This is a genomic window from Arthrobacter oryzae (genome assembly GCF_030812315.1).
Classification (GTDB): domain Bacteria; phylum Actinomycetota; class Actinomycetes; order Actinomycetales; family Micrococcaceae; genus Arthrobacter; species Arthrobacter oryzae_B.
The window spans coordinates 45924-67466 of the sequence record NZ_JAUSSM010000007.1 but is presented as its reverse complement, the minus strand read 5'-3'; the positions used below and the strand labels follow the sequence as shown (position 1 = coordinate 67466).

Genomic DNA, 21543 nt, shown 5'->3' with positions numbered 1-21543 from the left:
CTTCTCAACGGCGGTTAGGGAACACTCGATGTCGGTTAAGGGACCTTAGCGGCTGCGGCGTTCGTTCGACGCCGGAGCTGACGCGCGGCGGGGGCCGCCGGAGCGTGCCGGACGGCCTTCGCCGGAACGGCCGTTGCCGCCACCGGAGTAAGATCCGCCCGAGGTGCCGCCGGTGTTGGAGGACCAGACTGCAGCGTTGCCGCCGGCTGAGCCGGACTTGGCGCCGGCAGCGGCGCGCTGGCCCGTGGCCGGACGTCCGCTGCGCTGGCCACCCGTTGCCGCACCGGTGCGGGGTGCGCCACCGCGAGGTGCGCTGGTGCGGGTTGCACCGCCGCGGGCGTCGCCGCGTGCGTCGGACGTACGGGCGTCAGACCCGCGGCCGGCCGATGCACGGCCGCCTGCTGCGGGAACATCGTTGTGGTGCGAATACGCGGTGGAACGGCCACGGCCGCGTGCGTTGCGGCGCTCGGCGCGCTCGGCGTCGGCGCGGTCCTGGTTCTTCTCGGCAACGCGCTCAGCGGCGTTACGGGCAGCGGCCTGGCCTTCATAGGCCACGGCACGGCGCTCGGAACGCGCAAGATCCGTGCGGGGAGCTTCAGCTCCGACGCGTCCGCGTCCGCCACGGCCGCCCCGGCCACCCGCGGTGGGTGCAGCCTGGGTGGTTCGGCGGGCGCGCTTGCGCTCGGCGTTGGCACCGGTGGAGCTGCCGCCGCCTTGGTTGGACTTGGCGGCCAGCAGTGCGGCGCGGGTCCGGGGATCGATCTTGTCGGCCATTTCACCCACCAGTTCGGCAACCAGCGGGGAGTTGGCGGTGACGCGCTCGAAGTTGACCTCGACGCCGGCAGCCTTCATCAGCTTCTTGACGTCGGACTGCTGCTCCGGCAGGGTCAGCGTGACCACGGTGCCGTCGGAACCGGCGCGGGCCGTACGGCCGGAGCGGTGCAGGTATGCCTTGTGCTCCGTGGGCGGGTCAACGTGGATAACCAGTTCGACGTCGTCCACGTGGACACCGCGGGCAGCGACGTCGGTGGCCACCAGGACGCGGACGTCACCGGAGGAGAACTCGGCGAGGTTGCGGTCACGGGCGTTCTGCGACAGGTTGCCGTGCAGGTCGACGGCGGGGATGCCGGCGTCGGTCAGGGTCTTGGCAAGCTTGCGGGCGTGGTGCTTGGTGCGCATGAAGAGCACGCGGCGGCCGGCACCCGAAGCGAGCTCAACAATCAGCTGCTTTTTGACGGTCTGGTCGTTGACTACCAGCACGTGGTGTTCCATGGTGGTCACCGCGGCCTGCGGGTCGTCCACGGAGTGGGTCAGCGGGTTGGACAGGTAGCGCTGGACGATCTTGTCCACGCCGTTGTCGAGAGTGGCGGAGAACAGCAGGCGCTGGCCCTGGCTGGGGGTCATGTCCATGAGCTTCTTGACCACGGGCAGGAAGCCGAGGTCTGCCATGTGGTCCGCCTCATCGAGCACGGTGACCTCGACAGCTTCGAGGGTCAGGATGCGCTGGCGGATCAGGTCCTCCAGGCGGCCCGGGCAGGCGATGACGATGTCGACGCCGGCGCGCAGCGCCTTCTCCTGGCGTGCCTGGGAGATACCGCCGTAGATCACGGTGGTGTTCAGGCCCATGGCCTTGGCCATCGGCTCGATGGTGGCGTTGATCTGGGTGGCCAGCTCGCGGGTCGGCGCAAGGACCAGGCCCATCGGGCGGCCCGGCTTGCGGAAGTGCTTGGCTTCCCGCTCAGCGAGTCGTGCTACAAGCGGGATTGCGAAGGCAATGGTCTTGCCGGAGCCGGTGCGGCCGCGGCCAAGGACGTCGCGTCCGGCCAGGGTGTCGGGGAGGGTCTTGACCTGGATGGGGAACGGTTCAACGATTCCCTGCGCGGTCAGTGTGTCGGCGAGCGCTTTGGGCGTGCCGAGGGCAGCAAAAGTAGTCATGTGTTTCAAAGGTCTTTCAGGCGGTATCCATGCGGATATCGGCCCCGGTGCCGGTTGGACCAGGGGTTCGCCGAAGAAAAGTCAGGTGGTCAACCGGGCTGCTACCAACCTTGCGGCGGCGGAAGCCGGGACCAAATAGAACGCGTTCATCGACGCAGGATGTGCCTCTCACATGAAAAAAACCCACTCCCTGCCGGACAAATCCTTTGGGGGATCCGGTTGATGAACCGAATCAAAGTGGGCATCACTGCACATCAAGTTCCACCAGTCTAGCATCCGCGGGCAGCGGTTCCCGTTTCCGGGGCCGGCGGGAGGTCCTGCCGGAGGCTCTGCCAGCCATCCCGCCAACCCATCTCTGCACCGTTCGGGTCCGAATCCCTTCCAACGGAACCAACACAGAAGACATCCCATGGAACTCGGAGACAAGGGACGCAACGTCGTCATCCACCACCTCGGCGGCGCCAAGGAGCAGGCCGGCCGGCTGACCGGCAACGGAGAACTTCAGCGCGAGGACCGGGTGGAGCAGGCCCGGCAACGCCTGAGCGAATCGGACTAACGCGCCCCACTGATACCTGCCGCGCCGCCCGCCGTGCACTACCAGCCGGGCACGCCACGGAAGCCCTTGTGACATCCAACAACGGACTACAATTGCAGCTTTGACGCTCGACGTTTGTCGAGAAACAAGCGACGCGGATGGCGGCGGACCCGCCCTTTCCGGGATACGGAACAGGGAGGCACCCCGATAGCCACGCACCCCGGCAGCATGCCGGTGAACGCCCTTTCCCACCTTGGCGCGCCGGGCGCCGCCCGGATGGCCGCCGTCGGAAGCGGGCCTCTACGCCGGGCGGCCCGCACTCCCGCCGTGCACGAAAAGGCCGCAACGTTGCCCCTAGTCTTGATTCACACCCCCAACTGTTACCTCCGTCACATTGTGGCGGCTCCGTGCGGATGGCGGCGCGGCACTCTTACCGCAACGCAGTCCGCCTGTGAAAAGGAAAGAAGCATCGATGTCTGAACGCACCACCACGGTTGCCAGGAACACTGCAACGGAACCAACCAACGGAGGCCACAGCCAGGAACCGCATCTTGCCCGCGCCCTGAGCAACCGGCACATTCAACTGCTGGCCATCGGCGGCGCGATCGGAACCGGCCTGTTCATGGGTTCCGGGAAGACCATTTCCCTTGCCGGCCCTTCCGTCATCTTCGTCTACATGATCATCGGCTTCATGCTGTTCTTCGTGATGCGGGCGATGGGCGAAATCCTGCTGTCCAACCTGAACTACAAGTCCTTCAGCGACTTCGCCGGGGACCTCCTGGGCCCCTGGGCCGGGTTCTTCACCGGCTGGTCCTACTGGTTCTTCTGGGTTGTCACCGGAGTCGCGGACATCGTGGCGATTGCCGGCTACGTGGACAAGCTCGCACCCGGAACCCCGTTGTGGATCCCGGCGCTCATCACTCCCGTGGTGCTGATCCTGCTGAACCTCCCCACGGTCAAGGCCTTCGGTGAAGCAGAGTTCTGGTTCGCCATCATCAAGGTGGTGGCCATCGTGGCGCTGATCGGCACCGGCATCGTGATGATCGCAACGAACTTCACCTCCCCCAACGGGGCCGTGGCCAGCCTGGCCAACATGTGGAACGACGGCGGCATGTTCCCGCACGGCATGTTCGGCTTCATCCTCGGCTTCCAGATCGCCATCTTCGCCTTCGCCGGCATCGAACTGGTGGGCACCGCGGCGGCCGAAACCAAGGACCCGGAGAAGAACCTGCCGCGGGCCATCAACTCCATCCCCATTCGTGTCCTGCTCTTCTACGTAGGAGCCCTGGTGGTCATTATGGCGGTCAACCCGTGGCGGAGCATCGACGCCGCCGGCAGCCCGTTCATCGGCATGTTCACCCTGGCCGGCCTGGGCATCGCAGCAGTGGTGGTGAACCTGGTGGTCCTCACGTCCGCGGCCTCCAGCGCAAACTCCGGCATCTACTCCACCTCACGCATGGTCTACGGCCTGGCCCAGGACGGCAACGCCCCGAAGGCGTTCGGCAAGCTGAGCATCCGCAAGGTTCCGCAGAACGCGCTGCTGTTCTCCTGCATTTTCCTCCTGGCCGGCCTGGTACTGCTCTACTCGGGCGATTCCGTCATCGGTGCCTTCACCGTGGTCACCTCGGTTGCCTCCGTGCTCACCATGTTCGTCTGGTCCATGATCCTCATCAGCTACATCGCGTTCCGCCGCCGCCGGCCCGAACTGCATGCAGAATCAGCCTTCAAAATGCCGGGTGGCACCTTCATGCCCTACGTGGTGCTGGCGTTCTTCGTGTTCATGCTGGTGGCGCTGGCCCAGGCTGACGACACCCGCCTTGCCTTGTTCGTGGCTCCCGTCTGGTTCCTGATCCTGGGCGCGGCCTGGCACTTCAACCGGAAAACGCCGCTCCAGCAGGCACGGATCGCAGAGTGGAAGGCTGTCTCCGCCGCAGGCACAGCCGCCGCAGGCAAGGCTCCCGCTGAAACAGGAGCAGGCACCCTTAGCTAGGACGTTCGACGCGCCGCGACCCGCGGCGCCACCACCACAGCGACGATGGCGATGGCGGCCGTGAGGGCGAACACTCCCGCAAAGGAGGCGCCCGACACACCGCCCGCCGTCGTCGTTGTACTCAATGAAGTGAACACGATCCCGGTGGTGGCCAGGGCCAGCGCACCGCCGAGGGAATCGGAGATGGACATGGCCGAACTGTTGAAGCCCTCGGTCTCCGGTGTGGACATGGCCAGTGTCATGACGCTCAGGCGCGGATACATCAGCCCCATGCCGCCGCCGGCGAAGATCCAGCCGGCGATCGCGACGGCGGCCGGCCAGCCCAGGACGGTGGTCACCAGGGTGACGACCACGGCGCCGAGCACCATCGCTGAACCAATCACGATGGCCAGCCGGTGATTCAGTCTCGTACCCAGCCTGCCTTGGACCGCGGAAGCCGCGGCCCAGGCAACTGCACCGAACGTGAGGGTCAGGCCGGCGAAGGTGGGTGAATAGGCGTACCGCTCCACCAGCAGGTAGGGCAGGTAGACCTCCGCCCCGAAGAAGGCCGCCGAGACCAGCCCGCGGGCCAGGATGACGCTGGGCAGCCCGCGCCGGGCCAGCAGGGTGCCGCGGGGCACCAGCGGGCGCACCGCCACCAGCGCAATCACGACGGCGGCCGCCGCCAGCGCGCCGCCGGCTACCGGGACCTGCGCGGAGAGGTTCAGCCCGAGGACGGCTACCGCCGCGAGGGCAGCCCACGCGAGCCGTCCGTAGGACCACCGCTTGATCCTGGCAGTGTCCCCGTGGCCGTCGGCTTTTGCGGAGGCCTCAGCCGTTGCCGGACGGCCATGCAGTCCGCGCAGGGCGGGGACGATCATCAGGAGCGCCGGAACAACCAGCCCCACCACGCCCAGGAACACCCAGTGCCAGCTGGCCGCCTGTGCCACGATTCCGGCGGCGAAGGGACCCACCAGGGACGGGATCACCCAGGCCGCGGAAAAGGCGGCGAAGATCTTCGGGTGCAGCACCGGCGGGTAGACGCGGGCCACCACGACGTACAGGGCCACGGTCATGGCTCCACCGCCCAGGCCCTGCACGAGCCGGCCGGCCACCAGGACGGCCATGCTTCCCGCGGTGCCGGCGATCAGCAAGCCCAGCACGAACATGGCCACCGAGGCGTAGAGCGGCCCCACGGGCCCGCGGCGGTCCGACCAGTTGCCGGCAGCCACCATGCCGATCACGCCCGTTGCGAGGGGGCCCGCGAAGGCCAGGGCATAGAGCCCCGCACCGTCCAGTTCACGGCTGACCAGCGGCATGATGGTGGTCACCGCGAGGGATTCGAAGGCGGCCAGGAACACCAGCGCGCACGCGCCGGACGTCACCAGGAGGTAGTGCCGGTGCAGGATTCCTGCGGTCTCGGGGGCGGATGCTGGGGCGCTTCGTTGCACGGTAGTGGCCTGATCAGTAGTCATGGACGTTACCGTAGGACCTCAACTAAGGTTGAGGTCAAGGTGCCGCCCGGTTGCGGAAATGACGCTCGGAGCTTCGGTGGAGGCCTTCGTGAAAGCCTAGGGGGAAGCATGCCACAGCTTGTCGGCGGAGCACACCATGCGCTGAGCATCGGCGAGCTGTCCGAACGGAGCGGAGTGGCGCCGTCGGCCCTTCACTTCTACGAACGCAACGGCCTGATCTCCTCCGAGCGGACGTCCGGAAACCAGCGGCGGTACCGCCGCGACGCCTTGCGGCGGGTCGCGTTCATCCGGGTCTCCCAGCGTGTCGGCATCCCGCTGAAGGAGATCCGGGCAGCACTGGATTCCCTGCCCGAAGGCCGCACCCCCACCAAGCGCGACTGGTCCCGGCTCTCGCGGCTGTGGCGCTCGGAACTGGACGCACGCATTGCTGCCCTCGAGCATCTGCGGCGCGACCTGGACGGGTGCATCGGCTGCGGCTGCCTCAGCCTCAAGGCCTGCCGGCTGCAGAACCCGGAGGACTCGCTGGGCGACGGCGGCACGGGCCCCCGGCGGTGGGAACCTGGCTCCCCGGACCTTGACGCCGTGTATCCCGAAAAACCCGACGCCTAAGCGTCCAGCCTCAACCCGACGGAAGGCACGACGGCGCCGGTCGCCGTCGAGTCCGGGTTCAGCATCCAGCCCACGCGCTTGACGCTGCTGAGCATCACCACGCTCTCCACGAGTTCGATGCCCGGGATCCGCTGCTGCAGCGCAAGTTCCTCGGTCAGGACGTCGGCCACCGACTGCAGCCACATGATGATCACAAAGTTGGTCCGCCCGGTGGTGGAGGCGGCCAGCCGGACGTTGCGGAACCCCTGGAGCTCGGCCGCCGCGGCATCATGCTGGCCGGGCGGAACGTTTGCGAACCACTGGCAGGTCACCGGGAACCCCGAGTATTTCTGCGCGATCTCGCAGCGGAAGGACAGCACCCGGCTGGCCAGCACACGATTCAGCTGCCGCTGGACCGTGGCCGGATGCCGACCCAGGGCGCGGGCGATGTCCGCTGCCGTCGCCCGGCCGTCGCGGGCCAGGAACGGCAACAGGTCGAGGTGGCTGGCGGGCAGCGGATCCCGCATGGACAGGGGCGGGGCGGACCCCGCGGCCTCCGGCCCGGCCTTGGCCCGCAGCGCCGCCACCTGGGCACGGTCCAGGACATTGAGCCGCCAGGAATAGGCCCCGGTGTGCAGCCGGGTACACAGTGCCGTCTGGTACTTCACGAGCCCGTCGATGTCCTTCAGCCGCGCAGCCACGGCCGTGCCGAACTCCTCCAGTGACTGCGTGATCGCGGTCAGCATCAGGTCGCGGTTACTGGCCGCCTCTTCCACGGTGACTATCTCCGGCACCGCCGCCAGGGCCTCCGTCACATCATCACGGCGGTGCATCTCGCACTCCACATCCACGAACGCCAGGCACATCTGCTGCGGGTCGCCCATCAGGTGGGCGGTGACCCAGGACGCCCCGGCCGAGCGCAGCCGCTCCCAGCGCGCGGCCAGCGTGGTGGCGTGGACATTCAGGACCTCGGCGGCGTCCGCCCAGCTCAGCCGCGGCGCAATCTGGAGGGCGTTGATGAGTGCGAGGTCGTCTTCGCTGAGTTCCACTTCTGCCCTTCCTCACTGTCACGACTGCGTGAATCCTGCGCCGGATAGCTACTAATTGCATTTTTCCAGCCATTCGGCTGCCTGTGAAGTATGTCACGACAGACTGGAGACCGGGGCCGCAGATCCGCTGCCGGCCCGCCGAGAGATCAGGAGCACGCATGCCGATCATCACCGACGCCAAGGAGCTGCAGGGGGACCTCGCCAGGTTCAGGCACCAGCTGCACCAGGAGCCGGAAATCGGCCTGGATCTTCCGCGGACCCAGGAAAAGGTGCTGAAGGCGCTGGACGGACTGCCCTACGAAATCACCCTCGGTGAGAGCACGACGTCGGTCACTGCGGTCCTGCGCGGCGGCGCACCGCACGCTTCGCCCGCCAAACCGGCTGTCCTGCTCCGCGCGGACATGGACGCCCTTCCGGTCCAGGAAAAGACCGGCGCCGAGTACGCCTCAAAGATCGACGGCGCCATGCACGCCTGCGGCCACGACCTCCACACGGCCATGCTGGCCGGAGCGGCCACGCTCCTGGCCGAGCGCCGGCACGAACTGGCCGGCGACGTCGTCCTGATGTTCCAGCCGGGCGAGGAGGGCTTCGACGGCGCGAGCCACATGATCCGCGAAGGCGTCCTGGACGCCGCCGGACGCCGGGTCGATGCGGCGTACGGCATGCACGTATTCTCCGCCTTGGAGCCGCACGGAAAGTTCTGCACGCGGCCCGGCGTCATGCTGAGTGCCTCCGACGGACTGTTCGTCACGGTATTGGGAGCCGGCGGCCACGGGTCAGCGCCGCATTCGGCCAAGGACCCGGTCACTGCGGCCGCGGAGATGGTCACCGCGCTGCAGGTGATGATCACCCGGCAGTTCAACATGTTCGATCCCGTAGTGCTGTCGGTGGGGGTCCTGCAGGCCGGGACCAAGCGGAACATCATCCCCGAAACGGCCAGGATCGAGGCCACTGTGCGCACGTTCTCCGAGGAGTCCCGGGAGAAGATGATGGCCTCCATCCCCGCACTGCTGAAGGGCATCGCCGCCGCCCACGGCCTGGATGTGGATGTGGAATACCGCGCCGAGTACCCGCTGAGCGTCACCGACGTGAACGAGACAAACACCGCGGAAACGGTGATCCACGGGCTGTTCGGCGAAGGCCGGCACACGCGCTTGGCCACCCCGCTGAGCGGCTCGGAAGACTTCTCCCGCGTCATGAACGAGGTCCCGTCCACGTTCATTGGCCTCAGTGCCGTGCCCCCGGGCGCCGACCATGTCGCCGCACCGTTCAACCACTCCCCCTATGCCACTTTCGACGACGGCGTCCTCGCCGACGGCGCCGCGCTATACGCGGAACTGGCACTCTCCCGCATCGCCACCCTGGCCGCCCGGTCCTGAGAATCTGGAGAACACCATGACAACCACCATCAGCCCGGAGCTCGCGGCCCGCACCGCCACCAGGAAAACCATCGTCGGCACCGGCATCGGCAACGCCGTCGAATGGTACGACTGGGCCATCTACGCCACGTTTACCCCGTTTATCGCCAGCCAGCTGTTCAGCAAGGCGGATCCGGCGTCGGCGGTGCTGTCCACACTGGCGATCTTCGCCGTCGGCTTCGTGGCCCGTCCCTTCGGCGGCTTCCTCTTCGGCTGGATCGGCGACCGGATCGGCCGCAAGGCGTCCATGACCCTGGCCGTGGGCCTGGCGTCCCTGGGCAGCCTGATGATCGGCATTGCGCCCACGTTCGCTGCCGTCGGGGCGTGGGCATCGCTCATGCTGCTGGTGGCCCGGCTGGTGCAGGGCCTGGCGCACGGCGGCGAGCTGCCGTCGTCGCAGACCTATCTTTCAGAGATGGCGCCGCGGGAACACCGGGGGTTCTGGGCCACGCTGATCTACACATCCGGCACCGTGGGCATCCTGTTCGGCACTCTCCTGGGCGCTGTCCTGAACATGGCGCTGACCACCGAAGTGATGAACGCCTGGGGCTGGCGGATCCCGTTCCTGATCGGCGCCGCCATGGGCCTCTACGCGCTGATCATGCGGTCGAAACTGCACGAGACGGATGTGTTCGAGGGCGAGACCGCGACCGAGAAGCGGGCGCCCATCTGGCCGCAGATCGTCCGGCACCGCAAGCAGGCCCTCCAGGTGATCGGCCTGACCGTGGGGCTGACGGTGATCTATTACATCTGGGGCGTGGTGGCTCCGAGCTATGCCACGACCGCACTCAAGATCGACCGCGGCGAAGCGCTCTGGGCCGGCGTGATCGGCAACATCGTATTCATTGCCGCCCTGCCGTTCTGGGGCAAGCTGTCTGACCGGATCGGCCGCAAGAAGGTCCTCTGGGCCGGCGCCATCGGCTCGGCCGTGATGCACTTCCCCATGACGTGGCTTCTGAAGGATTCCGCGTGGCAGCTTGCGGTCGGCATGTCCGTGATGCTCATCTTCATCGCAGCCAGCGCGGCCATCGTTCCGGCCGTCTACGCGGAGTTGTTCCCCACCAGCATCCGCACCGTGGGCGTCGGTGTCCCCTACTCCATCTGCGTGGCCGTGTTCGGCGGAACGGCACCGTACCTGCAGCAGTGGCTGGGCACCACGCTTCAGCTGCCCAGCCTGTTCAATGTCTACGCCGTGGTGCTGCTGCTCATTAGCGCGGCGTTCGTCTTCAGCATCCCCGAAACCAAGGGGAAGGACCTGCGCGGCTAGCGTCGCCTCGCGGTAAGTCGGCGAAGGCCGGGCGGCTTGGCCGCCCGGCCTTCGTTGTTGATGGGAGAATGGCGCCATGCGGGCAGCTTTTGTACATGAGGCAACGGTTGGGATGGCTCCCGACGGCGACGTCCGCGGCCCCGGCGGAGCCATCACGCTGGAATTATGCGGGAGCTGGGACCACAGCCCGCCCTGCCCTGTGGCGGCCCACCACACCACGGCCGAAAGGGCCGGCGGGACCGTTGTGCTGCGGGTCGTCTTCGCCGCGGAGCCGGAACAGGAAGCGGAGGTGCGCCGGAGGATAGACCGGGCGCTCCACTCCGGCACGGTGACCAGCCCGGAAGGCGTGGTGAGCCACTGGGAATTCCGGGGAAGCACTACAGTCCACCCGACCCCGTCCGAAACCGAGCACGCCCGGCGCATCGCGGGGACTTAGCTCAAACGTTGCGGGCGACGGTGGGCGGCGGCCGCGGGTGCCGGCACCGCGGTCGGCCGCCTCCGGTGGCGTTCCGGGTCAGATCGAGTTCCGGGCGGCCGCGACCTGCGGCCGTGCGGCCTGCGCGGGACGGGGTATGGCGGTGCGCATGATCTGCCGGGCGGCCGACCGGGCAATTTCGGGTGTGTCAGGCCCGGGCGACGTGATCTCGCATGCCTGTCCCCCTTCAAGGATGAGCGCAAGCGACCGTGCGAGTGCATACGGGTCGATTGCTCCCGTCTGGCGTGCCAGCCGGGTTATCCAGTCCAGGACCCGCGCATTGTGCAAGGCGACCCGGAGGTGGGCAGCGGTACCGGGCCGGATCTCGGCTGCGGCCCGAAGGAACGCGGCACCGCGTTGGTCTCCGGGGTGCCTGCCACGGGAAAGGGCGTCGAACATGCCGAGCAGCTGGTCTGCAGGGTGGGTGGCGATCGGACCTGCCGCCTCCCTCAACGCGGCTGCCCAGCCGAGCCCCAGCTCATCGACGTAGGCGAGGACCAGGTCATCCTTGGTCGGAAAGTATTTATAGAAGGTTGCCTTGGCCACGCCGGCCTCGGCGATGATGCGGTTGATACCGACCTGGTGCAGGCCTTCGGCGGTGAACAGGTCGGACGCGATCTTGAGGATACGATCACTCATGTCCCTGCGCTGGTTCGATTTGTCCATGGTTCACCTCCTCGGCAGAAAGCGCCAGAACAGCTTCAGTTGCTTTCCCTAATGACGTCTGTGTGGTTCGTACGGTTCATTTGGCAAAACGAATGAGATACCAGTTCCACTCTACGCCTGGCCGTGTCTTGGACAGTTGGGCTTCCTGCGGACCGGCGGCCCGCAGGCATGCAAGTAGACAGACCTGTCTGCCTACTTGCTCAGGTCCTTCATTTCGGCAGCAGATTGCCCAAGGCTATTCACAGGGGCCGGAATTGGGCGCTTTGCCCGCAGCTCTTCCAGGGCAACCCGCTTCCGCAGGCGGTGCCACACCCACGGCAAGAGATACCTGCGTGCCCACATCAGGTCTCCTGCCCTGGCCTCGGGCCAACCGCCTCGCGGCAGGTCCCCGGGTTCCAGTGGCAGGAGCCGGTGCGGGACACCAAGCGTGTCCAACACCATCATTGCCACGGCGTGGTGGCCCTGCGGGGAGAGATGCAGGCGGTCCTGGTCCCACATCCGTGGGTCCCTGAGCTTTCTCAGTCCCCACAGATCGGCGATCACGGCGTCATGACGGGACGCGATGGAGCGGATGTTTTCGTTGAAGACGGCAATCCTGGTCCGGTTGCGGCCCAGGACGGGGGTTGATCTCCAGTCGGGGCCGGTGAAGAGCACCAGAGTGGCGCCGGAAGAACTCAAAAGCTCCACACCGCCGTCGAGCCTGTCAGCCAACTTGTCCGGATCGCCGCCGCGGAAAACCATGTTGTTGCCTCCCGCTGAAAGCGTGATCAGGTCCGGCTGCAGGGCCAGCGCGGGCCCAACTTGCCGTTCCAGAATCTGCTCCAACAGCAAGCCGCGCACAGCAAGGTTGGCGTACGCGAAGTCCTCATGACCGATGCTGAGTTCCTCTGCCACACGATCGGCCCAACCGCGCACTCCGCCCGGGCTCCGCGGGTCGGGGTCGCCCACTCCCTCCGTGAACGAATCCCCCAAAGCAACATACCGGCGCCACGGGTGAGTGCTGGCACCCGCCACGTATCCGGCGCCAGGAACACCACCGTAGGGCCGGCGTCCTGACAGATCCTTGTCATTCGCGGTCACCCTGCACCTCCTTGTGGGAAGCCTGAGCCCTTTGAATAAATAACCATCGGAACGGCCTGTATGTTCCGCAAAATTGATCCCCCGGCACGAATTTCCGCATGGAATGCACGTCGCGTTTCGGGTGTTAAAAGGAGTGTCCGATGTTATGGGTTGCTCCGGACTGACAGGAAGGTAATGAGCAGGAAAATCGAAACCGTTGAAGACGACGCCGGGAAGGTCATCACCTACCACCGGCACTCAAACGGCGGCGGTCTGATCGGGCGTGGTGCCGACGTGCACGAGACGTCGTTCATCAGTTCAAGCGCCTATGTGGAGGCCGGCGCCCGCGTGGAGTCGGGGTGCCGCGTTGGCGGTGGCAGCTGGATCGACCGGCAGGCGCACATTGGTCACCGGGTGGTGATCGGCGATGCTGTGTACGTCGGGCCGGGAGCCGTGGTTGGCAACAGGGTCCATATCGGCAGCCACTCCCGGATCGGGGCAGGCGCCGTTATTTCCCACGGGGTCCGCCTCCATGGGGATACGACTGTTGCCCAGGGCAGCCACGTGGCGGCCGGAAGCAAGCCGCCGGCGAACGCATCATCACGGTCCCGTTCGAACGGCAACCACAAAGCACGAAAGGCTGCCTGAGACCGGCGTTTTACGCTGAGCCTCCCGTCTATCCGTGTGAAGCGGAGACGAAGTCCAAGTAAGGCCGAAAGCCCCTCGTGGCCGCACCGGGGCGCGACTAATTTGGGTATTACTCACCGGCCGCGCAGCGGAGGTGAGCGCCTGTGGGGCGGCGGCCCGTGAATGACGATGATGGATTCCTGAGCAGTCCGCCGCACTTGCCGGTTCAGCGATCGAGCTGGTTGGACATTGAAAGCGAGGAAGCGTGATGGGCGGCGCAAGGGATCCTGTTGGCGGGCGAGGACGCGACGGAGTTGGGGATGACGTTCCCGAACCGGTGGGCCCACCGGATGCCCGCGCTTCGGACCGCAGTCCTGACGACGGCTACTACGAAGAGTCCGACGGCGTTGTCCCCTATGGCGAAAACGCCGTCCATGAGGACCCCGGGTACGTCGATGCCACCAGCGGCCCAATGGAAGGCTTTTTTACGAAAGACCCGGTCGCCGCTACCCGGGAAACCGTGGTTGCCCGCGAAGAGGAGCGGTTCGGCGGCATCAAGATCGGCTCAGCCTTCTTCGGCTGGCTGACCGCGACGGCAATGGCCGTCTTGCTGGTAGCTGCCGTCACGGCGGCCGGCCGTGCCGGCTTTCTGGCCGGAATGGACCTCATCGCGGAAGCCGGTATGGCATCATCAGGCGGCATGACCGGTGTGATCGTGCTCCTGACGATCCCCTTCCTCGCCTATTTTTCCGGCGGCTACGTCGCTGGACGGATGGCGCGCTTCAACGGCATCGGCCAGGGGCTCATGGTGTGGTTGTGGGCCGTGATAGTGGCCGCAGGTGTGGCCCTCTTGGCGATGTTCAGTGGTGGGCAACTCAATGTGCTGAGCACGCTCAACAGCTTCCTCCGCCTTCCCGTGGGCGAGGGTCAGCTAAGTACGAGCGGCGTCATCGCGGTCATTGCCGTGGCCGCGACAGCCTTGGTGGGCGCCGTGCTGGGCGGCATTGCCGGAGTGCACTACCACCGGAAAGTGGACCGTGCGGGCTTCACGCCGACGGAGGAGTATTACCAGTCCTAGGTTGAGGGACCGTCAACCCCAGTACCAAGGACCGTTGCGGGTCAGACCTGAACGCCAGCCACAACGCGCTCGCCGTTGAAGTATTCCAGCTGCCAGCCATCAACGGCATGGTGGTGGGCCAGGTTGAGCACGGCGTTGTCGATGCTTTGCAGGGTCCGGCCGAGTGCCCGGCTGAGGGTCACGCGGATGAGCGTGCCGTGGGCGACGACCAGGACGCGGCGGCCTCGGAACTCCTCGGCCAGCGCGTCCAGAGCGGCCAGCCCGCGGCTGGCTGCCTCGTCCTCGCTTTCGGCGCCGCGGAAACCGCCGGGGGTACGCAGTGCGTCCAGTTCCGGACCGGCCTGCAGGCCCTCCGCGGGCCCAAAGCTACGCTCGGTAAGTTCCGGCACGCGCCGGGCCACGCTGAGCCCGAGCCCGGCGGCAATCAGGTCGGCGGTTTCCGCGGCACGGCTCAATGGCGAGGACACAATGGCATCCCACTCGTAGCCGGACAGGACCGCGACGGCGTCGCTCGCCTGGCCGCGGCCGACGTCGTTCAACGGAATGTCGGTGGCACCTTGCAGCCGGCGCTGCGCATTCCAGTCCGTCTGGCCGTGGCGGACGAGGGCGAAGGTCGTAAGGGTCATGCTTTCCATTGTGCCCTGACGGCGGGCGGGCGCGGAAAACTGCGGCTACATACAGGCCAGGCGGACGGCCGGTGAGCCACCTCAGAAAACGGGGGCCCCTGCATCTCGACGACCCGTGGAGGCCATGGAGGCGCAGGGGCTCTCATGTGGTTGGGTCAGGTAACTAGACCTTCCGGCTGGCCCGGTGGCGGAGGTGCTGGACGGCGCTGAGCGCTAGGGCGGCGGCCAGGACCAGGTAGAGGGTGACGGTGATCGGGCTGTCCACCAAAATGCCCAGATCCCCCTCGGAGACGGCCAGCGCGCGGCGGAGTTCAGTCTCGGCCATCGGCCCGAGGATCACGGCGATCAGTACTGGTGCTAGCGGGATGTTGTAGCGGCGCATCAGGAATCCGATGAGGCCAATGGCGATCAGTAGCCACAGGTCCAGGACCGCGGAGCTGACCGCATACACGCCGAGCATGGAGAAAACGGTAATGCCGGCGTAGAGGTAGTGCTTGGGGATGCTCAGCAGCTTGGCCCAGACGGAGGCGAACGGGATGTTGATCATCACAAGAATCACCAGGCCGATGAACAGTGAGGCCAGCAGTGCCCAGACAAGGTTGCCGCTTCGTTCGAAGAGCAGGGGTCCTGGCTGCATTCCGTATTGCTGAAATGCGGCCAGCATGATCGCGGCGGTGGCTGATGTGGGCAGCCCCAATGCGAGAAGTGCTCCCATTGCTGTGCCGGCGGTGGCGTTGGCCGCGGCTTCGGGGGCTGCGAGGCCGCGGATGGAGCCGGTGGTGCCGAATTCAGGGTCGTCCCGGCGTTTCGCCAGTTGCTTCTCGGTGCCGTAGGCCAGGAAGGTGGGCACCTCCGCGCCGCCGGCGGGGATCAGCCCGAACGGGGCGCCGAATGCCGTTCCGCGGAGCCAGGCGGGCAGCGCCTTCTTGAAATCAGAGAGATTGAGCCGGGCCCGGCCCTTGGTTTCGATGCGGGTGGCGACGGGATCGCGGTGGATGCGGGAGGCGATGTGGAAAACCTCACCGAGTGCCAGAAGCCCGACTGTGATGACGATGACGGAGATCCCGTCGAAGAGCTGGGGCATGCCGACGGTGAAGCGGGCGGTGCCGCTAGGACCGTCAATTCCGACGAGGGCCAGAGCGAGACCGATCCCCAGCGCCGCGATACCGCGGATCACGGATTCGGAGACGACGGCGGATATGGCAAGGAATGCGAACACTGCCAGGGCGAAGTACTCGGCCGGGCCGAACACCGTGGCCATTTTGACCAGCGTGGGGGCAAAGAAGACCACTAGGGTGGTGGCGATCAGGCCGCCGATGAAGGCTCCGATGGCGCACGTGACAAGCGCTTTGGCCGCCTGTCCGCTCTTGGCCATCCGGTGTCCCTCGAACGTGGACGCGATTGCCGATGAGTGGCCCGGAGTGTTGAGCAGGATTCCTGACGTGGAGTCGCCGAAGAGGCCGCCGAAGTAGATACCGGCGAACATGATGAATGCTGCCGTCGGTTCCAGGGAAAAGGTCACGGGGAGGAGCAGCGCCACCGCCATGGCGGAGCCGAGCCCCGGAAGGACGCCGACGGCGGTGCCCAGCAGGGCGCCGATCAGCACCCAGAGGAGGTTGATGGGGGTCAGAGCGCTGGCGAAACCGCCCATGAGGAGTTCGAGTTGTTCCATTAAAGGATCCCTCCTATGAGACCGGAGGGCAGGCTGAGGCCCAGCCCGGCGCCGAAGGCCAGTTGAATGATTGAGGAAAAGAGCAGGCCCACGCCGATGTCGAAGAATCGTCGGCGGCTGCCGAGGGCGTAGGCGACGGTCCAGAACAGCATTGTCGCGCTGATGATCCAGCCCAGCGGTTCCAGCAGCGCGACGAAGGCCACGACGCCAGCGAACAGCATGCCAACGGTGCGCCAGTCTGAGTAGGTCTTCCAAGTCTTGGCCGGCGCTTGGGCTGCTTCATCGTCACAGACCTCGTCTCCTTCCTTGCCAAGGTGGCCGAGGTCATGCAGCATGTCCGGGGAGAACTGCCCGCGTCCGGGGTGGATGGCGTTGTCCGGGACCTTCGGTGAGCGAAGGATCTGGATGGCCAGGAGGGTGGCCACGAGGTAGAGGACGATGCACACGATGATGGGGAAGAACTGCGGCCCGGGGGATGATTTGCCCTGCACATGCATGGTTGCGGTGCCAATGGTGAGGAAGATGGCCACTGCGTAGAGCACGGCGACGACGACGAATTCGCTGCGGCCTGTTCCAAAGCGAGGCCTGGCCTTTTCCTGCGGCTTTACCACGGGAACTGCTTCTGGCTGGTTCTGGGTGAGGCTCATAGGCCGAGGTCCTTTACGATTTGTTGGGCCGTTGCAACTTCGTTGTTGATATACTGCTCGAATTCTTCGCCGGTGGTGAAGGTGTCCGTCCAGTTGTTGCGCTTCAGGGCTTCCTGCCAGTGGTCACTGCTGCGCATCTCGCCGACGATGCGGATCAATTCCGCCTTCGCCTCGCCCGTGATGCCGGGCGTCGCCACAAATCCTCGCCAGTTGGACATCGCCGCGTCCACGCCCTGCTCCTTGAACGTGGGAACGTCTACTCCTTCCAGCCGCTCGTCCGAAGAGATCGCCAGGGCTCGCAGCGTGCCCGCTTCGATCTGGTCGCTGACTTCGTTGTAACCGGACATTCCGGCCGAGGTGGTGTGGGATAGCAGCGAGGTCAGGGCCTCACCGCCGCCGGAGTAGGCGATGTAGTTGACGTCCCGGGGATCAATGCCGACCGTCTTGGCAACCATGGCGCTCAGAAGGTGGTCGATCGAGCCAAGGGAACCTCCGCCGATTGATGTTCCGCCGGGATTTTGCTTCCAGGCTGCCAGGAAATCGTCGAGGGTCTTGAACTTAGAATCGGCCGGAACCACGAGGGCTGCGTAGTCATCTGCCAGCCGGGCAATGGGGACAACGTCCACCATTGATTCCGGGTTGTCGCCGAGTTCGATGGCCCCCACCATCACGCCACCGGTCGCGAGAAGGGCGTCTTCGCGTCCGGGCATCTGGACAAATTGGCTCAGGCCGATGGTCCCGCCTGCTCCGGGCACGTTGACCACCTGAGCGTTATTGACCACGCCGCCGCTCTTGAGCGCCTGCTGCCCTTCACGGGCAAATCCGTCCCAACCGCCACCAGGTGCTGCCGGGGCGATCAGGGTGAGCTTGTTCCGGGCCGTGCTCGTTCCACCGGCCGTGCCGGCATTCACGAACGCAAGCGCGGCCACCAGGGCCACGACCAGGCCGAACACGGCATTGAGGAGGGGTTTTTTCATGGTTCTCGTTCCGTAACGACGTTGTTGGGCGGTGCGAAAGCACAAGGATCCACTCGGATACTGCTGTACACAATGAAATACATTTATACCTGTGATGGCAGTCACCGGCAACTTTGAACTTGCATGAATCCATCTTGCACCTAATGCATACGTTTGTATACAGTTGGATTCATCAACCAGTGAAAGGACAGCCAATGTCGATCGGTAATGGAGCCGGACCGCGGACAGCGGACAGCGTTGACGTGATTGTGGTGGGCGGCGGGAACGCCGGTTTTACGGCGGCGCACGCTGCAGCGGAGCGCGGACGGCGCGTCATATTGCTGGAAAAAGGCGAGAAGGACATGGCAGGCGGCAACAGCTTCTACACCGCCGGCGCCACCCGGATAGTGCATAACGGGCTCGATGATTTGCAGGGCCTGCTGGAACCGGATGAACGGCACGGCCGCACCGTTGTTCCGCCCTACAGTGCTGAGGAATACGAGTCGGACCTGGAAAAGGTAACAGAAGGCCGGAACGACCCCGCGCTAACCCAAGTCCTGATCGCTGAAAGTCAGTCCACCCTTCGGTGGCTCAACGGGCTTGGCCTGAAGTACCGGCTGATGTACGAGCGCCAGGCCTATGAGCGCCCGGACGGTTCCTACCTCTTCTGGGGCGGCCTGCACGTGGGTAACGTGGGCGGCGGTGAGGGCCTGATCGAGGACCACACGCGGGTAGCTGCGGAGCTCGGCATCGATGTCCGCTATGGCCACGCGGCGCAAAGCCTCGTCGTCGAGAACGGCCGCGTTGCCGGCGTCGTAGTCAAAACCGCTGAAGGCGAGCAGCGCCTTATGGCCGAATCCGTGATCCTTACTGCCGGCGGCTTTGAGTCCGACCCCCAGTGGCGGCGGGAGCACCTGGGCGAAGGCTGGCAGAACGCCAAGGTCCGGGGTACTCCGTACAACACCGGTGACATGATCGCCGCAGCCCTGGCGATCGGTGCCGCAAAGGGCGGCGACTGGAGCACCTGCCACAGCGTCCAGTGGGATGCCTTCACGGCCACGAACGAGAGCAACCGCGAACTGACCAACCGGCTGACCCGGCAGAGCTACCCGTTTGGCATCATCGTGAACACGGATGGCAAGCGTTTCCTAGACGAAGGCGCGGACTTCAGGAACTACACCTACGCCAAATACGGCAAGGAAATCCTCAAGCAGCCCGGGTCAGTGGCCTACCAGATCTTCGACGCAACCCTGCGTCCGATGCTGCGCAGTGAGGAATACGACATGCCCGGCATCTCGGTGGAGGTCGCGGACACCATCGAGGACCTGGCCGCCAAAATCGGCCTGAACCCGGAGAGCCTGTCCAAAACCGTGACGGATTTTAACAACTCGATCGACCGCTCCGTCCCGTTCGACCCCACCATCAAGGACGGCCGGAAGGCCACCACCGAACCGGTCAAGAGCAACTGGGGCGCCCCCCTCGAAACCGGACCCTTCTACGCCTACGGGGTCACCTGCGGGATTACCTTCACGTTCGGCGGCATCAAGTCGGACACCCACGGTCGCGTCATGGACGCCGACGGAAAGCACATCGAAGGCCTCTTCGTGGCCGGTGAAATGCTCGGCGGACTCTTCAGCATCAACTACCCCGGCGGCACCGGACTTGCTGCAGGCTGCGTCTTCGGACGGCGCGCAGGCGTTCTGGCGTAAAGTTCCTTTGGAATAAGCACCCTGCGTAACCACTCCAAATCCTCAAGGACCAGCCACGTGACGGACTCAGCAACTCCACGTATCGATGGAGAGAGCATCTTCCAGACCCTGCGCAGCGAAATCCTGTCCGGAGTGCATCAGCCTGGCACCGCCATTCGAGAAACTTCACTTGCCACCCGCTTTGGCGTCTCCCGGACACCTGTCCGGGAGGCGCTCTCGCGCCTGCAGCAGGAACGGCTCCTCGAGCGCGTGGCCAGGGGCCTGCAGGTTCCCCAAGTGGACCCCCAGCAGGTTATCCAAATCTATGACATGCGGATTCTCCTCGAAGAGGAAGCGGCGCGCCAGGCAGCCCGTGCCAGGCAGTTCCCCGACCTGATGCGGCTTGAAGCGTTGCTGCAGCGGGACCGGGAACTTCAGGAACCGGATGACCACACGAGGATCACCACCAACCTGGAGTTCCACGCCGCCGTGTGGAACTGTGCCCACAACTCTGTCCTCCAGGACCTGCTGGATAGGTTGTCCACCCACCTCATCCATGCACCGCGTTCCACACTCTCCACGGCTAACCGCTGGGAGGCGGCGCTGGACGAGCACGAGGCCCTAATACACGCTATTGAGCAGCAGGACAGCGACGCCGCCGGAAAAATCGCCCGAGAGCACATGGAGACAGCGCGTACCCTTCGTCTGCAGCTTCTCCGAGAAACAGCACTGCAAAATCCGCTGACCAGCCAGGGTTCCCGCCGCTAAATCCGTTGCAGACTTCGGGCGACTACCGCCCCAAAGCCCGCTGACCGCCGGACCCAGTTCCGGCATGCGTGAACCCTCGTCCTGCTTTCCATCGCAACAGGTAGCCCGAAAGACGGGCGCAGGGATAGGGCGAGCGCGTGGAGGCGGGGCGGCTCCAATGCCACCCTGCCTCCTCCACCCAAAACGTCGGAATTCCAAAATGAGAAGGCCGAAGCGGGAGACCAAGTACGGGGTTAATTGCCCGGGACGGTCATATGCTTTTCATACAGGGTTTTGCAGTGAGCCGGAGCGTCCTAATGTGAGCGTGGAACATGGCGGTAGCTATCCCATCGAACAGTCAACCGGAACCACCGGCTTTCCCGTCCGCCGTTTTGGACAGTCCCGATGTGCAGACATTCCTCAGCGAGGCAGCGCAGGAGTTCGTTGAAGACCTCGGCGGCGCAGCCCGGGGTTTCCTGTGGGCCATCACCCATGTGGGCCCTGGTGAAGTCCGGAACTGGGCCTCCGGCTCCGCCAGGGCACGGGAGGTCGACGGCGTTCAAAACTCCTTCGCGGACGGTCCTGCCCTGACCGCGGCGGCAAGCCGCGAATTCGTCCACATCCCCGATGCCGCCGTCGACCGCCTGTGGCCTGGGTTCTCCGCCGCCGTCGTCGGCCAAGGCGTGAGATCGGTGCTGTCCGTCCCCATTCTTGTGGAGGGGGAGCTCAGCGCCGCGCTGACACTTTACGCAGCCGCTCCGCACGCCTTCTCCAGCGGGGATGTCATCCACGCGGTCGCCTGCGCGCGACGCCTGTCCAGGGTGTGCCGGCTGCTGCTGGATCTGGCACGGAATGCCGGGGCGGCCATCACCCAACCGCCTCTGTCCGTGACCGAATTGGCGGTATGGTCCCTGATCCGCGACTACGGCCTCACCAAGGAATCGGCCATGCAGTACCTGCAGGCAGTGGTACGTGATGGGACCGTGACTTCCCCATACCCCCGGACCGGGTGAGGTCAGCGCCGCTGGGAGCGAGCTGGGTGCTGAGCAGGGTCCGCGTTTCAGTT

The 21543-nt window shown here is 65.7% G+C and carries 20 protein-coding genes; 11 read left to right on the top strand and 9 right to left on the bottom strand.

Annotated features, from left to right (window positions below; genetic code table 11):
* Positions 1-45: 45 nt before the first annotated feature.
* Positions 46-1935, bottom strand: coding sequence for a DEAD/DEAH box helicase (locus tag J2S97_RS14790; protein ID WP_307050702.1), 1890 nt, complete (start codon positions 1933-1935; stop codon positions 46-48).
* Between the two features lie 409 nt (positions 1936-2344).
* On the opposite strand from J2S97_RS14790, the gene J2S97_RS14785 reads away from it, so the two are divergent.
* Positions 2345-2491, top strand: a complete 147-nt coding sequence (locus tag J2S97_RS14785; RefSeq protein ID WP_307050701.1) for a hypothetical protein — start codon at positions 2345-2347, stop codon at positions 2489-2491.
* Positions 2492-2942: 451 nt separating this feature from the next.
* Positions 2943-4460, top strand: a complete 1518-nt coding sequence (cycA, locus tag J2S97_RS14780) for a D-serine/D-alanine/glycine transporter (RefSeq protein ID WP_307050700.1) — start codon at positions 2943-2945, stop codon at positions 4458-4460.
* Here the strand turns inward: cycA and J2S97_RS14775 are convergent.
* Positions 4457-5914, bottom strand: coding sequence for an MFS transporter (locus J2S97_RS14775; protein WP_307050699.1), 1458 nt, complete (start codon positions 5912-5914; stop codon positions 4457-4459). The two genes, cycA and J2S97_RS14775, sit on opposite strands and share 4 nt — an antisense overlap.
* A gap of 108 nt (positions 5915-6022) precedes the next feature.
* Between J2S97_RS14775 and soxR the strand changes: the two genes are divergently transcribed.
* Positions 6023-6523, top strand: coding sequence for a redox-sensitive transcriptional activator SoxR (soxR, locus tag J2S97_RS14770; protein WP_307050698.1), 501 nt, complete (start codon positions 6023-6025; stop codon positions 6521-6523).
* Here the strand turns inward: soxR and J2S97_RS14765 are convergent.
* Complete coding sequence (locus J2S97_RS14765) at positions 6520-7551, bottom strand: Lrp/AsnC family transcriptional regulator (RefSeq protein WP_307050696.1); 1032 nt, start codon at positions 7549-7551, stop codon at positions 6520-6522. The genes soxR and J2S97_RS14765 overlap by 4 nt on opposite strands.
* Positions 7552-7709: 158 nt before the next feature.
* On the opposite strand from J2S97_RS14765, the gene J2S97_RS14760 reads away from it, so the two are divergent.
* The 3 genes from J2S97_RS14760 (at position 7710) to J2S97_RS14750 (ending at position 10672) form a co-directional block, all read left to right on the top strand.
* Positions 7710-8930 carry a M20 metallopeptidase family protein gene (locus tag J2S97_RS14760; protein ID WP_307050694.1) on the top strand — a complete coding sequence of 407 codons (1221 nt, stop codon included), beginning with the start codon at positions 7710-7712 and terminating at the stop codon, positions 8928-8930.
* A 16-nt stretch (positions 8931-8946) separates the two neighbouring features.
* Positions 8947-10236 carry an MFS transporter gene (locus J2S97_RS14755; protein WP_307050692.1) on the top strand — a complete coding sequence of 430 codons (1290 nt, stop codon included), beginning with the start codon at positions 8947-8949 and terminating at the stop codon, positions 10234-10236.
* Positions 10237-10312: 76 nt separating this feature from the next.
* Positions 10313-10672, top strand: a complete 360-nt coding sequence (locus J2S97_RS14750) for a hypothetical protein (protein ID WP_307050690.1) — start codon at positions 10313-10315, stop codon at positions 10670-10672.
* Between the two features lie 78 nt (positions 10673-10750).
* Here J2S97_RS14750 and J2S97_RS14745 read toward each other — a convergent pair whose 3' ends face one another.
* The gene (locus J2S97_RS14745) at positions 10751-11377 is read right to left on the bottom strand and encodes a TetR/AcrR family transcriptional regulator (RefSeq protein ID WP_307050688.1); all 627 of its coding nucleotides are present in this window, start codon (positions 11375-11377) and stop codon (positions 10751-10753) included.
* Positions 11378-11569: 192 nt separating this feature from the next.
* Positions 11570-12457, bottom strand: coding sequence for an SGNH/GDSL hydrolase family protein (locus tag J2S97_RS14740; RefSeq protein ID WP_307050686.1), 888 nt, complete (start codon positions 12455-12457; stop codon positions 11570-11572).
* A gap of 174 nt (positions 12458-12631) precedes the next feature.
* Here J2S97_RS14740 and J2S97_RS14735 point away from each other — a divergent pair, with 174 nt between their 5' ends.
* A complete protein-coding gene (locus J2S97_RS14735) occupies positions 12632-13084 on the top strand; it encodes a DapH/DapD/GlmU-related protein (RefSeq protein ID WP_307050684.1) in 453 nt (150 codons plus the stop codon).
* Between the two features lie 247 nt (positions 13085-13331).
* The gene (locus tag J2S97_RS14730; RefSeq protein ID WP_307050682.1) at positions 13332-14141 is read left to right on the top strand and encodes a hypothetical protein; all 810 of its coding nucleotides are present in this window, start codon (positions 13332-13334) and stop codon (positions 14139-14141) included.
* A gap of 41 nt (positions 14142-14182) precedes the next feature.
* On the opposite strand, the gene J2S97_RS14725 is transcribed toward J2S97_RS14730, so the two are convergent.
* From J2S97_RS14725 to J2S97_RS14710, 4 genes are all read right to left on the bottom strand, one after another.
* Positions 14183-14767, bottom strand: coding sequence for a histidine phosphatase family protein (locus tag J2S97_RS14725; RefSeq protein ID WP_307050679.1), 585 nt, complete (start codon positions 14765-14767; stop codon positions 14183-14185).
* Between the two features lie 163 nt (positions 14768-14930).
* Positions 14931-16439, bottom strand: a complete 1509-nt coding sequence (locus J2S97_RS14720) for a tripartite tricarboxylate transporter permease (protein ID WP_307050678.1) — start codon at positions 16437-16439, stop codon at positions 14931-14933.
* Positions 16439-17086 carry a tripartite tricarboxylate transporter TctB family protein gene (locus J2S97_RS14715; RefSeq protein WP_307050676.1) on the bottom strand — a complete coding sequence of 216 codons (648 nt, stop codon included), beginning with the start codon at positions 17084-17086 and terminating at the stop codon, positions 16439-16441. The genes J2S97_RS14720 and J2S97_RS14715 overlap by 1 nt, the downstream gene beginning before the upstream one ends.
* Positions 17083-18063, bottom strand: a complete 981-nt coding sequence (locus J2S97_RS14710; RefSeq protein ID WP_307050674.1) for a Bug family tripartite tricarboxylate transporter substrate binding protein — start codon at positions 18061-18063, stop codon at positions 17083-17085. The genes J2S97_RS14715 and J2S97_RS14710 overlap by 4 nt, the downstream gene beginning before the upstream one ends.
* A gap of 194 nt (positions 18064-18257) precedes the next feature.
* On the opposite strand from J2S97_RS14710, the gene tcuA reads away from it, so the two are divergent.
* The 3 genes from tcuA to J2S97_RS14695 all read left to right on the top strand — a co-directional run bounded on the left by tcuA (position 18258) and on the right by J2S97_RS14695 (position 21490).
* Positions 18258-19751 carry an FAD-dependent tricarballylate dehydrogenase TcuA gene (gene tcuA, locus J2S97_RS14705; RefSeq protein ID WP_307050672.1) on the top strand — a complete coding sequence of 498 codons (1494 nt, stop codon included), beginning with the start codon at positions 18258-18260 and terminating at the stop codon, positions 19749-19751.
* A 57-nt stretch (positions 19752-19808) separates the two neighbouring features.
* Positions 19809-20498 carry a GntR family transcriptional regulator gene (locus J2S97_RS14700; RefSeq protein ID WP_307050670.1) on the top strand — a complete coding sequence of 230 codons (690 nt, stop codon included), beginning with the start codon at positions 19809-19811 and terminating at the stop codon, positions 20496-20498.
* A 386-nt stretch (positions 20499-20884) separates the two neighbouring features.
* A complete protein-coding gene (locus J2S97_RS14695; RefSeq protein ID WP_307050668.1) occupies positions 20885-21490 on the top strand; it encodes a GAF domain-containing protein in 606 nt (201 codons plus the stop codon).
* Positions 21491-21543 lie beyond the last annotated feature (53 nt).

Excerpts from the sequence above, each read along its gene's own strand:
- J2S97_RS14790 (WP_307050702.1), bottom strand. The coding sequence starts at position 1,935 with ATGACTACTTTTGCTGCCCTCGGCACGCCCAAAGCGCTCGCCGACACA.
- J2S97_RS14785 (WP_307050701.1), top strand. The coding sequence starts at position 2,345 with ATGGAACTCGGAGACAAGGGACGCAACGTCGTCATCCACCACCTCGGC.
- cycA (WP_307050700.1), top strand. The coding sequence starts at position 2,943 with ATGTCTGAACGCACCACCACGGTTGCCAGGAACACTGCAACGGAACCA.
- J2S97_RS14775 (WP_307050699.1), bottom strand. The coding sequence starts at position 5,914 with ATGACTACTGATCAGGCCACTACCGTGCAACGAAGCGCCCCAGCATCC.
- soxR (WP_307050698.1), top strand. The coding sequence starts at position 6,023 with ATGCCACAGCTTGTCGGCGGAGCACACCATGCGCTGAGCATCGGCGAG.
- J2S97_RS14760 (WP_307050694.1), top strand. The coding sequence starts at position 7,710 with ATGCCGATCATCACCGACGCCAAGGAGCTGCAGGGGGACCTCGCCAGG.
- J2S97_RS14755 (WP_307050692.1), top strand. The coding sequence starts at position 8,947 with ATGACAACCACCATCAGCCCGGAGCTCGCGGCCCGCACCGCCACCAGG.
- J2S97_RS14750 (WP_307050690.1), top strand. The coding sequence starts at position 10,313 with ATGCGGGCAGCTTTTGTACATGAGGCAACGGTTGGGATGGCTCCCGAC.
- J2S97_RS14745 (WP_307050688.1), bottom strand. The coding sequence starts at position 11,377 with ATGGACAAATCGAACCAGCGCAGGGACATGAGTGATCGTATCCTCAAG.
- J2S97_RS14735 (WP_307050684.1), top strand. The coding sequence starts at position 12,632 with ATGAGCAGGAAAATCGAAACCGTTGAAGACGACGCCGGGAAGGTCATC.
- J2S97_RS14730 (WP_307050682.1), top strand. The coding sequence starts at position 13,332 with ATGGGCGGCGCAAGGGATCCTGTTGGCGGGCGAGGACGCGACGGAGTT.
- J2S97_RS14725 (WP_307050679.1), bottom strand. The coding sequence starts at position 14,767 with ATGACCCTTACGACCTTCGCCCTCGTCCGCCACGGCCAGACGGACTGG.
- J2S97_RS14720 (WP_307050678.1), bottom strand. The coding sequence starts at position 16,439 with ATGGAACAACTCGAACTCCTCATGGGCGGTTTCGCCAGCGCTCTGACC.
- J2S97_RS14715 (WP_307050676.1), bottom strand. The coding sequence starts at position 17,086 with ATGAGCCTCACCCAGAACCAGCCAGAAGCAGTTCCCGTGGTAAAGCCG.
- J2S97_RS14710 (WP_307050674.1), bottom strand. The coding sequence starts at position 18,063 with ATGAAAAAACCCCTCCTCAATGCCGTGTTCGGCCTGGTCGTGGCCCTG.
- tcuA (WP_307050672.1), top strand. The coding sequence starts at position 18,258 with ATGTCGATCGGTAATGGAGCCGGACCGCGGACAGCGGACAGCGTTGAC.